At 71.9% G+C, this 12,741-nt stretch carries 12 protein-coding genes; 7 read left to right on the top strand and 5 right to left on the bottom strand.

Going from position 1 to position 12,741, the window contains the following annotated elements; all coding sequences use genetic code 11:
* Nucleotides 1–34 precede the first annotated feature (34 nt).
* Nucleotides 35–1,477: a sugar porter family MFS transporter gene (locus J2Y46_RS06650; RefSeq protein ID WP_045301275.1), complete on the bottom strand. Its 1,443-nt coding sequence runs from the start codon at nt 1,475–1,477 to the stop codon at nt 35–37.
* Nucleotides 1,478–1,649: 172 nt separating this feature from the next.
* On the opposite strand from J2Y46_RS06650, the gene J2Y46_RS06655 reads away from it, so the two are divergent.
* The 4 genes from J2Y46_RS06655 to J2Y46_RS06670 all read left to right on the top strand — a co-directional run bounded on the left by J2Y46_RS06655 (nt 1,650) and on the right by J2Y46_RS06670 (nt 5,636).
* Complete coding sequence (locus J2Y46_RS06655) at nt 1,650–2,066, top strand: tautomerase family protein (RefSeq protein WP_045301277.1); 417 nt, start codon at nt 1,650–1,652, stop codon at nt 2,064–2,066.
* Nucleotides 2,067–2,077: 11 nt separating this feature from the next.
* Complete coding sequence (locus tag J2Y46_RS06660) at nt 2,078–3,160, top strand: transaldolase family protein (protein ID WP_045301279.1); 1,083 nt, start codon at nt 2,078–2,080, stop codon at nt 3,158–3,160.
* A 117-nt stretch (nt 3,161–3,277) separates the two neighbouring features.
* Nucleotides 3,278–4,555 carry an ATP-binding protein gene (locus J2Y46_RS06665; protein WP_045301281.1) on the top strand — a complete coding sequence of 426 codons (1,278 nt, stop codon included), beginning with the start codon at nt 3,278–3,280 and terminating at the stop codon, nt 4,553–4,555.
* Nucleotides 4,556–4,775: 220 nt separating this feature from the next.
* On the top strand, nt 4,776–5,636 hold the full coding sequence (locus J2Y46_RS06670) for a cation-transporting ATPase (protein ID WP_310241196.1): 861 nt from the start codon (nt 4,776–4,778) through the stop codon (nt 5,634–5,636).
* Between the two features lie 96 nt (nt 5,637–5,732).
* On the opposite strand, the gene J2Y46_RS06675 is transcribed toward J2Y46_RS06670, so the two are convergent.
* Entirely contained in the window at nt 5,733–6,863 is a 1,131-nt protein-coding gene (locus tag J2Y46_RS06675; protein WP_310241198.1) for a Gfo/Idh/MocA family oxidoreductase, read from the bottom strand.
* A 59-nt stretch (nt 6,864–6,922) separates the two neighbouring features.
* On the opposite strand from J2Y46_RS06675, the gene J2Y46_RS06680 reads away from it, so the two are divergent.
* Both J2Y46_RS06680 and J2Y46_RS06685 read left to right on the top strand, forming a co-directional pair.
* On the top strand, nt 6,923–7,549 hold the full coding sequence (locus J2Y46_RS06680; protein WP_310241199.1) for a TetR/AcrR family transcriptional regulator: 627 nt from the start codon (nt 6,923–6,925) through the stop codon (nt 7,547–7,549).
* 13 nt (nt 7,550–7,562) lie between these two features.
* Nucleotides 7,563–8,618, top strand: a complete 1,056-nt coding sequence (locus J2Y46_RS06685) for an FUSC family protein (RefSeq protein ID WP_310241201.1) — start codon at nt 7,563–7,565, stop codon at nt 8,616–8,618.
* Between the two features lie 30 nt (nt 8,619–8,648).
* Here the strand turns inward: J2Y46_RS06685 and J2Y46_RS06690 are convergent, their stop codons facing one another.
* Together J2Y46_RS06690 and J2Y46_RS06695 are read right to left on the bottom strand one after the other, a co-directional pair.
* Nucleotides 8,649–9,401 carry a membrane protein insertase YidC gene (locus tag J2Y46_RS06690; RefSeq protein WP_310241204.1) on the bottom strand — a complete coding sequence of 251 codons (753 nt, stop codon included), beginning with the start codon at nt 9,399–9,401 and terminating at the stop codon, nt 8,649–8,651.
* Between the two features lie 85 nt (nt 9,402–9,486).
* Nucleotides 9,487–9,855 carry a DUF6412 domain-containing protein gene (locus J2Y46_RS06695; RefSeq protein ID WP_310241205.1) on the bottom strand — a complete coding sequence of 123 codons (369 nt, stop codon included), beginning with the start codon at nt 9,853–9,855 and terminating at the stop codon, nt 9,487–9,489.
* Nucleotides 9,856–9,908: 53 nt separating this feature from the next.
* On the opposite strand from J2Y46_RS06695, the gene J2Y46_RS06700 reads away from it, so the two are divergent.
* Entirely contained in the window at nt 9,909–12,050 is a 2,142-nt protein-coding gene (locus J2Y46_RS06700; RefSeq protein WP_310241207.1) for a DEAD/DEAH box helicase, read from the top strand.
* An 8-nt stretch (nt 12,051–12,058) separates the two neighbouring features.
* On the opposite strand, the gene J2Y46_RS06705 is transcribed toward J2Y46_RS06700, so the two are convergent.
* On the bottom strand, nt 12,059–12,643 hold the full coding sequence (locus J2Y46_RS06705) for a hypothetical protein (protein WP_310241209.1): 585 nt from the start codon (nt 12,641–12,643) through the stop codon (nt 12,059–12,061).
* Nucleotides 12,644–12,741 lie beyond the last annotated feature (98 nt).

The raw sequence follows: 12,741 nt of genomic DNA on the forward strand, positions 1-12,741 counted from the left end.
GCGGTGTCGCGAGGCGCCGTCGTCGTGGAGCGGGTCAGGCGCCGAGTCGCTCGCGCCGGGGGACGGTGCGGATCGCCTGGGTGCGGAAGTCCTCCTCGAGGCGCTCGAGCGAACGGCCCTTGGTCTCGGGGACGGCGCGCCACACGAAGAAGAACGAGAGGGCGTTGATCGCGGCGAAGACCAGGAAGGTCGGGGTGGAGCCGATCGCCTCGACGATCTGCGGGAAGACGAACGAGATGAAGGCGTTCACGGTCCACAGCACGAACACGGCCAGGCCCATCGCGAGGCCGCGGATCGCGAGTGGGAAGATCTCGCTGAGCATCAGCCACACGCCGGTGCCGATGAACGCCTGCACGAAGGCGACGAAGAGCATCATTCCCGCGAGGATCGTGTAGCTCGTGGCATCCGACTCGGGAAGCGTGAAAAGGAACGCGAGGAGCAGTTGCGAACCGACCACGCCGCCGAAGCCGATCATCAGCATGACGCGGCGGGGAACGAACCCGAGGAGCCAGATGCCGACGATCGTCATGACGACGCTCGTGACGCCCACGCCGATCGTCGCGATGAGCGCGGCCTGCTCGCCGAGACCGGAGGCGGTCAGGATGCTGGGCGCGTAGTAGTTGACCGTGTTGATGCCGGTGGCCTGCTGAACGGCCGCGAGGCCGAAGCCGATGTAGAGGAGGCGGCGCATCCAGCGGTTGTCGCGCAGCGCGTGCCACGCGTGCTTGCGGCTGTCGCCCTCGGCCTTGGCCGTCGCGACGATGTCGGCGACCTCGACCTCGACCTGTTCGGGGCTGCGGCTGAGGGTCAGCACCTGACGCGCCTCGTCGACGCGGCCGCGGGCACCGAACCATCGCGGTGACTCGGGCAGCAGGAACATGCCGATGAGCAGGACGACGGCCGGGATCGCCGCGACGCCGAGCATGATGCGCCAGACGTGCGCGTCCTCGATCGTGACGGCCAGCAGGGCGTTGATCGCGAAGGCCAGCATCTGGCCGGTCACGATCATGAGCTCGTTGATGGTGACCATGCGGCCGCGCCGCTCAGCGGGCGCCATCTCGGCGAGGTAGAGCGGGCACGCGACGGCCGCCGCCCCCACCCCGAAGCCGAGGATGATGCGCGCGGCGACCATCAGTGCGACGTTGGGCGCCAGGGCGCAGCCCAGAGCGCCGACGAGGAAGATGACGGCGCAGACGATGAGGCTGTTCTTGCGGCCGAGCCAGTCTGCGATCCGGCCGCCGAGCAGTGCACCGAACGCGGCGCCCGGGAACAGCAGCGAGCTGACGACCCAGGCCTCCTGCGCCGTCGTCATGGCGAGGTCGTCGCGCATGTAGAGCAATGCGCCGGAGATGACGCCGGTGTCGTAGCCGAAGAGCAGGCCGCCGAGGGTCGAGATGACCGTCAGCCGGATGAGGAAGCCCTTGCCGGCGGTACCGCCGACTCGGGCGGTGCGGGAGGGGGAGCTGGTATGCGACACGGGGACGCTCCTTTGCGTGAGTCGATCGTAGGCGGACACTGCCTGGCTGACTATTTGTCAGGACATACTGTCATAAGGATGAGGGATGTACAAGGCCGTGATCGAGATTGACGAGCGGGTCAAGAATATTGTAAGAATGTCAGGACAAAGTTATTCCTTTCAAGGAGACCTCATGCCTCTCGTTCGCATCGACCACAGCGACGCCCGCACCAACTCGGCCGAGATCGCCGGCGCCATCCACGACGCGATCGTCGCGGTCTACGGCATCCCGGTCCGCGACCGCTTCCAGGTGATCACCGCCCGCCCGGGCGCCACGATCGTCGCCGAGGACGCCGGCCTCGGCTTCGACCGGACCGACCCCGTGATCATCCAGATCTTCACGCAGCGCGGTCGCACCGACGAGACGAAGCAGGAACTGTACGCCGAGATCGCCACGCGCTTGGCCGCGGTGGGTGTCGACGGTGAGGACGTCTTCATCGGCTACGTCGAGAACGGCCCGCAGGACTGGTCGTTCGGCTTCGGCCGTGCCCAGTACATGACGGGCGAACTCGCCGTGCCGGCAGCCAAGCCCGCGGCCGTCCGGGTCTGAGGAGCGCGACGATGACTCTGGTGACGGATGCCCCGGCCCGCCCCTTCGCGCAGGCTGCCGAGCGGTTCCCGACCGTGCTGTGGAACGACTCGGCCGACCCCGAGGAGCTCCGCCGCTCGATCGCGCTCGGCGCGGTCGGAGCCACATGCAACCCGGTGATCGCGCTGACGGCGATCCGCAATCACCCCGACGTCTGGACGCCGCGCCTCCAGGAGCTCGCGGCCGAGCACCCGACCTGGGGCGAGTCCGAGCTCGGCTGGCAAGCCGTCAGGGAGCTCTCGATCGAGGCCGCACGCCAGCTCGAGCCGGCGTTCGCCGCGAGCGGCGGTCGTGACGGCCGCCTGTCGATCCAGACCGATCCCCGCCTGCACCGCGACGTCGACGCGCTCGTCGCGCAGGCCGTCGAGTTCTCGCAGCTGGCCGAGAACATCATCGTCAAGATCCCGGCGACCGCGACAGGCATCGCTGCGATGGAGGAGGCCGCATTCCGGGGCGTCAGCATCAACGCGACGCTGAGCTTCACCGTGCCGCAGGCTGTCGCCGTCGGCGAGGCGCTCGAGCGTGCACTGGACCGCCGCGGGGAGGCCGGGCTGCCCGAGCGGGAGTTCGGCCACGTCGTGACGATCATGGGCGGGCGCCTCGACGACTGGCTCAAGGCGTGGACGGCGAAGAACCGCATCCTCACGACGCCGGGCTCGCTCGACTGGGCCGGCGTCGCTGCGCTCAAGAAGGCGCACGCGGTGTTCCGGGAGCGCGGCTTCCGCAGCCGCATCCTGTCGGCGGCGTTCCGCAACCATCTGCAGTGGTCGGAGCTCGTCGGGGGAGACCTCGTGGTCTCGCCCCCCTTCGACTGGCAGCATCGCATCGACGCGAACGGCATCCCCGCCGAGGATCGCATCTCCGAACCCGTGCCGGCGGAGATCCTCGACGAGCTCACCTCTCTCAGCGAGTTCCGCCGCGCCCACGACGTCGACGGCATGCGTCCCGACGAGTTCGCCGACTTCGGCGCCGCCCGCAACACGCTGCGCCAGTTCCTCGACGCCGATGCGCAGCTCGACGCGCTGGTGCGCGACATCCTCGTCCCCGCGGCCTGAGATCCGTCCGGCCGGCGCCCGACAGTCCGTCCGGCCGGGCGCACTTAATACGACTGTCCGAGCCTTCCCCCGTGGGTAGCCTGAGGCGACCCACCTCGCACCGAAGGGAGTCCGGGCATGGCAGGCTGGCGCATCCGCGACTATCACGCCGACGACGTCGACGGCATCCTGCGGCTCTGGGAGCAGGTCACCGCGGAGGGTGTCGAGCCGGTCTACAGCCTCTCCGAAGTGCTGGCGTCGTGCGCGAAGGACCACGCGGTGGTCGCCGTCGTCGGCGAGCAGATCGTCGGTGCCGCGATCGGCCGTGCCGCGCACGCGCAGGGCTGGGTCGTCTTCCTCGCCACCGCGTCGCATGTGCGCGGCATGGGCATCGGCTCGTCGCTCCTCGCCGCGCTCGAGGCGCGCATGGCGCCGCAGGGCATCTCCAAGCTCTCCGCACTCATGCCGGCAGCTGAGACCAAGATGGGCGCATTCCTGCACCAGGGGTTCGCGCTCAAGCAGGACCTCCACTACTTCGAGCGGCACATCCCGGTGCAGCGGGAGGAGCTCAAGCGTCTCGCCGAGCTCGGCGGACGCGTACTGCCGCGCGGACTCTGGGACGCCGTGGGCGGGATGAACACCGAGAAGGAGCTGCTCGAGCGGCGAGTCGTCCTTCCGCTGGCGCAGTCCGAGCTCGCCGAGCGCTTCGGGGTCGTGCCACCGCGGGCGATCGTGCTGTTCGGTCCGCCCGGCACCGGCAAGACGACGTTCGCCAAGGCGATCGCCTCGCGCCTGGAGTGGTCGTTCGTCGAGGTGTTCCCGTCCCGCCTGGCCTCGCACCCGGGTGGACTCGCCGGCGCACTGCGCGAGACCTTCGCCACCATCGCCGAACTCGAGCACGCGGTGGTCTTCATCGACGAGGTCGAGGAGATCGCCTCGCACCGCCAGGGTGAGCCGCCGTCGCCCACACAGGGCGTCACGAACGAGCTGCTCAAGATCATCCCCGCCTTCCGCGAGCAGCCCGGACGCCTCCTGATCTGCGCGACGAATTTCATCAGGTCATTGGATGCCGCGTTCCTCCGCCACGGCCGCTTCGACTACGTGATCCCGATCGGCCTTCCCGACGAGCAGGCGCGCGATGCGATCTGGCGCCGGTACATCCCGGAGGCCGCCGTCGGGATCGACGTGCCGGAGCTGGTCGCCATGACCGACGGCTTCTCGCCTGCCGACATCGAGTTCGCCGCTCGCAAGGCATCGCAGTCCGCGCTCGAGAACGCCGTGGACTCGGGCGCCGACGAACCCGCGGGTCCGTTCATGGACGACTACACGGCCGCGATCGCCGGAACGCGTGCCACAGTGTCGGCGCGGGTCGCCGCCGACTTCCTGGAGGACATCGAGACGGTCGGCCGGCTGTAGGCGAATCGATCAATCAGCTGGGAGTGCCGGCGGCGGGATCGCTGACGGCCGGTAAGGCCGCGAGCTGACCTTAGGCTGGTTCGCACAAGGGGAGTACTCCCGCCAGCGGCACGCTCGTCACTACGGATCCAGCGCCGGATCCCGGGCTGCCGGCCTTTCGGGGCGGAGGAGACCTTGGCGTTCTTCATCACGCCACGTCTCCCATCCGGAAGGAAACCCCATGAGCTCGCTCAACCGTCTGTTCGGCCTCGCCGCCAAGGCCCTCGACTCCTCCGGCTCCGCGGGCGCCAAGCCCGGCGCCGGCGCGGACTGGCGCGCGATCGTGCGCGATGTCGCCGGAGCCGTCACCGGTGATCAGCGACCCGTTGCGACACCGCCCGCGAGCGCCGCGTCGCCGGTTCCGGCCGCCTCCGCGCCGACGACGCCGATCGGTCTCACCCCGCCTCCGGCGTCGCCCGCCGCCGGTGCGCCGCACGCGCCCGCGACCGCCGCCGACCGGGCGGCGATCGCCCGCTACGAGTACCTGCTGCAGACATCCGACCCTCACCAGGTCGAGGCCATCCACCGGGAGGCCTTCGCGCGGCTGACGCCCGAGCAGCGGGCGCAGGTGCAGGCCGGGATGCGCGCCGAGCTGCATTCGGCCGAGCAGCCGCGCTCCGCAGAGGCCCCCGACCTCGCGCGCGCCGCGGCGCGCACCGAGGCGGTGCGGCCCGGGGCGATGGCGGGCCTGCTCGCGCGGGTCGGCCGCGGCGGGCGCGGTGCCTCCGCCGCCGGCGGCATGGCGAGCGGCGCGGCACTTGCGGGTGCAGGAGGGGTGCTCGGCGCCGTCGCCGGAGCAGCTGTGGTGAGCACCGTCGCGGCCCCGCTCCTGGCGCAGGCGGCGACGCTGGGCGTCGACTTCGACACGATCGCCGGCGGTGTCGACCTCGACGCGATCGCAAGCGGTGTCGACTTCGGCGGCGCGGGCGACCTCGTCGCCGGAGCGTCCGACCAGCTCGCGGGCGCCGGCGAGGCGGTCACCGGCATCGGCGAGCAGATCTCGAACTTCGAGCTCCCGGGTCTCCGCGACCTGTTCGGCTGACACCCCGGGGATCGCGGATGCCGCGGCCCGCGGCATCCCTCATCCCCTGCACGAGCCCCCTGCCGAGCGGCAGGGGGTCATGTGAAGCGGGGCGCGTCAGAGCGTGGCGGCCAGCGGGTCGAAGTCCGCGGGGAGCGAGCCGACCTCGCCGAGGGTGCTCTCGACGGTCACGAAGCTGTGGGTCGCGGCCGCCTCCTCGATCGACAGCAGGGTGTCGAGCACGTGGTACCCGAACTCGCCGGTGGCGATGTGCGGGCGGCCGTCGCGGATCGAGCGGGCCATGTCGAGCAGGCCCAGACCGCGGCCGGTGAGCACGCCCTCCTGCGGCACCTGGATGATCTCCTGCTCCCTCACCGATACGTCGGTGAGTGGGCGCGTGATCGTGATGCTGCCGCCGAAGTAGTTCGGGTCGGGAATCACGATCGTGCCCTCGGTGCCGTTGACCTCGACGATGCCGTGGCGCTTCAGCGGCGAGTCGGTGCTGTACAGGCTCTGCGCCTGGCCGCCCCGCTCGAACTCCGTCAGCACCGACAGGGTCGACGGGATCTCGACCGGGAACTCCTGACCGGCGAGCTCGCCGACCTGCACCTTGCGGGTGGGAGAGCCCTGCAGGCCGAGGGCCGCGACCGACGCGACGGGGCCGAACACGTGCACGAGCGCCGACACGTAGTACGGGCCCATGTCGAGGAGCGGTCCGCCGCCCTTGGCGTACAGGAACGCGGGATTCGGGTGGAAGATCTCGGGGCCCTGCCACTGGAACGAGGTCGATGCGAACAGCGGACGGCCGATGTCGCCGCGCGCGATCGCACGCTTGGCCGTCTGCACGCCCGGGCCGAGCACGGTGTCGGGTGCGACCCCGACTCGCAGACCGGCAGCATCCGCCGCCGTGAGAAGCCGCTGGGACTCCTCGCGGTCGATGCCGATCGGCTTCTCCGTCCAGACGTGCTTGCCGGCCGCGATGATCGCCAGCGAGACCTCGACGTGCACCGCCGGGATCGTGAGATTCACGATGATGTCGACATCGGGGTCGTTCAGCACGAGCTCGATGCCGCCTGCGTGGGGCACGCCGTACTTCTCGGCCTGCGCCTTCGCGCGGTCCTCGAGGAGGTCGCCGATCGCGATGACGCGCACGTCGGGGAAGCGCGACAGGTGCGTCAGGTACTGGTCGCTGATGTTGCCGGCGCCGATGATGCCGACGCCGACGGCTCCGGAGGAAGACGTGGTCATCGGGAAAAGGTACCACGAAAACCTCCATGTGGAGGTTTTTCTTCGGTAGCATGGTCCGCATGGCCGAAGCGGAGCACCAGCCGACCCCGCGGGGGTCGTACGCGAAGGGCGTCGCACGTCGCCAGGAGATCCTCGACCGCGCGATCGAGGTGTTCGCCAAGCGCGGGTCCGACCGCACCAGCCTCCGCGCGATCGCGGAAGAGGTCGGTGTCACGCACGCCGCGCTCACGCACTACTTCGGGTCGCTCGAAGAGCTCCTGATCGCCGTGTACCGCGAGTCGGAGGCCCGGGACGAAGACTGGGAGCCGACTCCCCTCGATGTGACGCCCACCGAGCTCCTGCGTCGCTGGAGCGACGCGAACCACGAGGTGCAGGGCCTCGTCCAGCTCTACTCGTCGCTCGTCGCCTCCGCGCTGGAGGAGGGACACCCCGCCGCGCGTGAGTTCGCGACCGAGCGCTTCGCGCGCGTCCGCGCCGAGATCGCCGACCGCGTGCGGCACAACCAGGCGACGGGACGCATCCGCGCCGACGTGGACCCGATGGCGGTCGCCGCCCTTGTGATCGCGGCATCCGATGGTCTGCAGACCCAGTGGCTGCTCGACCCCGACGCCCCGCAGGAGGCGGCCCTCGCGCTCCTCGACCAGCTGCTGTCGGAGCCGGCGTCGGCCGGGCGCCCGACGGTCTGAGAGGGGAGGACGGGTGCCGCAGCACAACGCCGGGCGGCGTTTCGCGGCCGACCTGGGCCACGCGGTGGCGAGTCTGTTCCGCCTCGCGCCCGCACCGGCGCCGCGGTGGGCGATCGGTCTGCGCGCGGCGATCGCCATGGCGGTGCCGATCGCGCTGATGACGCTGCTCGGACGCGCCGACCTGGGGTTCCAGGCGGCCACGGGCGCGTTCGTCGCGCTGTACGGCACGCACCTCCAGGTCCGCGAGCGGGCGCGCGTCGTGCCTTTCGTCGCCGGCGGGCTGGGCGTGGCCGCGGTGCTCGGCGCCCTCGCGGGACCGTCGCCGGTCTGGACGCTGATCGGGCTCGCGGTCGTCGCGCTCGTCGCGGCCGTGGCGATGTTCGGCTTCGCCGTCGGTCCGCCCGGCCCGCTGTTCGTCGTGCTCGTCTACGGCCTGTCGGCGCACATCGTAGCGTCGGGAGCGGATGCCGCCACCTACGTCGTGGCGGTGGCCTGCGGCATCCTGTTCGCCTCGATCGTGTCACTCGCTCCGCTGGTCCTGGCGAGCCGCCGCCGCGTCGCCACGCGACCGCTGCGCGAGGTGCTGCCGGGACCGGCATGGCCGCCCGGGGAACGGATGCTCGTGATCCGCGTCGCACTCGTGACGGTGGTCGGGATCGCGGTGGGACTGTTCGTCGACCCCGATCGCGCCTACTGGATCGTCGGCGCAGCCATCGCGGTCGTGGGCGTCGCCGCCGACCGGCGGGCTGCTTTCAGCCGCGGGCTGCACCGCATGATCGGCACGATCCTCGGCGCCGGCGTCTACCTCCTGCTGGCGCCGCTGCCGATTCCGGCGCTGTGGCTCGCGCTGCTGCTCGGCGTGCTCCAGTTCACGATCGAGCTGTTCGTCGTGCGCAACTACGCCCTGGCCCTCGTCTTCATCACACCGCTGGTGCTGCTGCTCACGGGTGCCGCGACGGGGGCCGTCGACACCGTGGCGGTCGCGACCGAGCGCGTGATCGACACCCTCGCCGGCGCGGTGCTGGGCGCGGCGAGCGGCGTGCTGCACGCGCGCGACGAGCCCGCCTGATCGGGCGGCTGGCGAGCGGATGCCGGAGGCTCACGCCGTCGCGAGGGGATAGACCCTGCGCAGCACGAGCCGCTGCGCCAGCGTCCACGCGACGGTCGTCGCGAGGTAGAGCGCGGCGGCGAGCGGCACGAACAGGGCGAAGACCGCGGTCGTGAACTGCAGCGCTCCGGCGAGCCTCGCCATGCCGGCACCGGCCAGGGGCGCGGCATCCGGAGCCGTGTCGACCTGCGGACGGAACGCGCGCCGCGTGATCTCGGCGACCACGACGATGACGGCGAGGACGCCCGCGAACACGCCGACGGTCGCGGCGGAGGCCGTGCCCGCGGCGATCGCGCTCACGAGGCTCGTGCCGAGAGGCACGGTCAACAGCTCGTGGGCGAGCAGCGCGTTCGCGTGTCCGGCGATTGCGGTGTGGAGGAAGAGGGCGTAGACGATCGCCACGACCGGTGCCTGCGCAAGCATCGGCAGACAGCCCGCGAAGGGCGACGCCTTCTCGTCGGAGTACAGCTTCATCGTCTCGCGCTGGAGTCGCTCGGGGTTCTTCTTGTGACGGCGCTGCAGGTCTCGCAGCTTCGGCGCGAGGCGGCTGCGGGTCTGCTCGGCCTTCGCCTGCGCGATCCCCGCGGGCACGAGCGCTGCCCGCACCAGCACCGTGAGCACCACAACGGATGCCGCGGCCGCTGCGGAGCCGGCGAGAGGTTCGAGCAGCGCCGCGAGGCCCATGAGCAGGGAGTAGGCCGCGTCCAGGATCGCGGCGACAGGCGGGAAGGCGTAGAGGTCCATGGAGGTGTCCGTTCGTCGGGTGTCGATTCGTGGCGTGCGGCCACGAAGGCACCGGCGAGCGGTCCTCGGGGGAACGTGCGTCGGGCTACGCGGCCAGGGCCGCGGAACCCGGGGCGCGCGGACGGGAGTGTCCTGGAGCGTCGGGGTGGGACGCGGTGAGCCTGGTCGAATCGGCGATCGCGCGGTGCGGACCGGCCGCGGTCGCGATCATGCGCGCCGGGACGAGGAGGACGGCGATCGCGACGGCGAGGAGGGCCAGCGTCGCGATGACGGCGGCGGCGATCACCAGGGCTCCGGCCTCCGGCTGCGGCGCGGGAGCGAGCTCGAACAGCGAGCGGGCGGCTTCGCCGAGCAGCTCCGTGGCGGGGCGCAGGGTGGTCGCGAGGACCTCGACGACGAGGCGCAGCACGACGGCGATCGTCTCGAGCACGCGCACCTCCTCCGTCGCGGCCACGCTAGCACGGGGCCGGGAGGCCAGGTCGGGACGGTGGCACGGGTGTCAGGACCATGGGGCAGGGTGGGAGGGTGACAGCGACCACGACGACCCGCACCGAAGCCCTCGAGGTGCTGCGCACCCTCGTCGGACGCGACGACGCCGAATTCCACGACGGGCAGTTCGAGGCGATCGAGGCGCTCGTCGATGAACGCCGACGCGCGCTCGTCGTCCAGCGCACGGGGTGGGGGAAGTCGGCCGTGTACTTCGTCGCGACGCTGCTCCTGCGCCGTCGCGGCGCAGGACCCACCGTGCTCGTGTCGCCTCTGCTGGCCCTCATGCGGGATCAGATCGCCGCGGCCGCGCGCGCCGGGGTGCGGGCCGTGAAGATCGACTCGACGAATGCGCACGAGTGGGCCGACGTGCTCGCACGGCTCGACCGCGACGAGGTCGACGTGCTGCTCGTGTCGCCCGAACGCCTCAACAATCCTTCGTTCCGCGACGAGCAGCTGCCGCAGCTCGTCGCCCGCATCGGCCTGCTGGTCGTCGACGAGGCGCACTGCATCAGCGACTGGGGCCACGACTTCCGCCCGGACTACCGGCGCCTCCGGGACCTCATCGCACGCATGCCCGCGGGCGTGCCGGTGCTTGCGACCACCGCGACCGCCAACAGCCGCGTGGTGGCCGACGTCGCGGAGCAGCTCGATGCCGGTATGGCGGAATCGGATGCCTCGGCGCACGGCGTTCTCACGATCCGGGGTCCGCTCGCGCGGGCGTCGCTGCGGCTCGGCGTGCTGCGGCTGCCCAACTCGCCGAGCCGGCTCGCCTGGCTGATCAGCCACCTCGGCGACCTGCCAGGATCCGGCATCATCTACACCCTCACGGTGGCGGCGGCGAACGACACGGCACGGCTGCTGCGCGAGCACGGGTACGACGTGCGCGCCTACACCGGGCAGACCGACACCGACGAGCGCGAGGAGTCCGAGGCACTCCTGAAAGACAACCGGGTCAAGGCGCTCATGGCGACGAGTGCGCTCGGCATGGGGTTCGACAAGCCCGACCTCGGCTTCGTCGTGCACCTGGGGGCGCCGTCGTCGCCGGTGTCGTACTACCAGCAGGTCGGCCGTGCCGGCCGGGCCACCGACTCCGCGGACGTGCTGCTGCTGCCTGGAGTCGAGGACCGCGAGATCTGGCACTACTTCGCGACGGCATCCATGCCCGATCGCGAGCGCGCCGAACGCGTGCTCGCCGCGCTCGCCGGCGCGACGGGGCCGATGTCGACGCCCGCGCTCGAGGCCGTCGTCGATATCCGCCGCACGCCGCTCGAACTGCTGCTGAAGGTGCTCGACGTCGATGGCGCGGTCGGCCGCGTGCGCGGGGGCTGGATCGCGACCGGTCAACCCTGGACGTACGACGAGGAACGCTACCGCCGCATCGCGGCCGAGCGCGTGGCCGAGCAGCAGCACATGATCGAGTACGAAGAGACCTCCGGCTGTCGCATGGAGTTCCTGCAGCGCTCCCTCGACGACGACTCCGCGGCGCCCTGCGGGCGCTGCGACAACTGCGCCGGTGCGTGGTTCCCGACGGCGATCGCCTCTGCTGCGACGGATGCCGCCGCCACCGCCCTCGACCGCGTCGGCGTGCCGATCGAGCCGAGGCGGCAATGGCCGACGGGCGCCGACCGGCTCGGCGTGCCGGTGAAGGGTCGCATCGCCGCGGACGAGCAGGCCACGGAAGGGCGCGCGCTCGCGCGACTCACCGACCTCGGCTGGGGCGGCGCGCTGCGCGACCTGTTCGCGGCCGGAGCCGCGGATGCGCCCGTGCCCCAGAACGTGCTCGGCGCGTGCGTGCGCGTGCTCGCGGAATGGGGGTGGGAGACCCGCCCTGTCGCGGTGGTCGCGATGCCGTCCCGCACGAAGCCGCAGCTCGTCGACTCGCTCGCGCGCGGGATCGCCGAGATCGGCAGGCTGCCGTTCCTCGGGGCGCTCGACCTCGTCGACGGCGGGCCGACCGGACAGTCCGGCGGCAACAGCGCCTTCCGCGTCGCAGGGGTCTGGGGCCGGTTCTCCGCAGCCGGGCTCGGCGTCCCGCCCGGACCGGTGCTCCTCGTCGACGACCGCGTCGACAGCGGATGGACCCTCACCGTCGCGGCGCGCGAGCTCCGCCGCGCCGGCGCGACCGGCGTGCTTCCCCTCGCCCTCGCCCTGCGCGGCTGAGCCGGGGCCTACGTCCCGGTCGGCGGCTTCGGACGCGGTCGCCGCACGATGAGGTAGATCACAGCCGCCGCGACGAGCAGCACCACCAGCACGACCCACGGCACCCAGTTGATCGGCGCGGCGGCGTCGTCGCCCGCCTCGGCAGTGGGCGAAGGCGTCGCGGACGGGGTCGCCGTCGGGGTCGGGGTCGGCGTCGGAGTTGCCGTCGGCGTCGGCTCGGGGGTCGGCGTCGCCGTCGGCTCCGGCACCACGGTGGGCACCGGCACGGGCGTCGTGGGTTCGGCCGTGGGCCCCGGCACCACGGTGGGTTCGAGGGTGGGCTCGGGCGTCGGCTCCGGGGTGGGTGCGGGGGAACGCGTCGGGAGGACGCGCGTCGGCTCGGGTGTCGGCTCGACCGTCGGCTCCGGCGATGCCGTCCGGGTCGGCAGGTTCGTCGGCAGCCCGGTCGGCAGCGCGGTCGGAACGGGGATCCCGCCGTTGCCGCACCCGGCGAGGAGCGTGAGCCCCGCCGCGATGGCGAGTCCGGCCAGCAGCCGGGCCGCGCGCGACCGCCGCGGAGCCCGGGATCCACGTGTCGCGCGAGGGTGCGGCATCCGTTCCTCCATCGGTTCTGGCGGAATCGTACGGCCGCACGCGCGAGCCGACCCGGATTCGGCGCGAGACACACCGCGCCGCCGGCGCGATCGGCCCC

Source organism: Microbacterium sp. BE35 (genome assembly GCF_031457705.1).
Lineage (GTDB): Bacteria > Actinomycetota > Actinomycetes > Actinomycetales > Microbacteriaceae > Microbacterium > Microbacterium trichothecenolyticum.

What these genes read in the sequence shown, in the direction of transcription:
- J2Y46_RS06655 (WP_045301277.1), top strand. Translation starts at nt 1,650, where the DNA reads ATGCCTCTCGTTCGCATCGACCACAGCGACGCCCGCACCAACTCGGCC.
- J2Y46_RS06660 (WP_045301279.1), top strand. Translation starts at nt 2,078, where the DNA reads ATGACTCTGGTGACGGATGCCCCGGCCCGCCCCTTCGCGCAGGCTGCC.
- J2Y46_RS06665 (WP_045301281.1), top strand. Translation starts at nt 3,278, where the DNA reads ATGGCAGGCTGGCGCATCCGCGACTATCACGCCGACGACGTCGACGGC.
- J2Y46_RS06670 (WP_310241196.1), top strand. Translation starts at nt 4,776, where the DNA reads ATGAGCTCGCTCAACCGTCTGTTCGGCCTCGCCGCCAAGGCCCTCGAC.
- J2Y46_RS06675 (WP_310241198.1), bottom strand. Translation starts at nt 6,863, where the DNA reads ATGACCACGTCTTCCTCCGGAGCCGTCGGCGTCGGCATCATCGGCGCC.
- J2Y46_RS06680 (WP_310241199.1), top strand. Translation starts at nt 6,923, where the DNA reads ATGGCCGAAGCGGAGCACCAGCCGACCCCGCGGGGGTCGTACGCGAAG.
- J2Y46_RS06690 (WP_310241204.1), bottom strand. Translation starts at nt 9,401, where the DNA reads ATGGACCTCTACGCCTTCCCGCCTGTCGCCGCGATCCTGGACGCGGCC.
- J2Y46_RS06700 (WP_310241207.1), top strand. Translation starts at nt 9,909, where the DNA reads ATGGGGCAGGGTGGGAGGGTGACAGCGACCACGACGACCCGCACCGAA.
- J2Y46_RS06705 (WP_310241209.1), bottom strand. Translation starts at nt 12,643, where the DNA reads ATGCCGCACCCTCGCGCGACACGTGGATCCCGGGCTCCGCGGCGGTCG.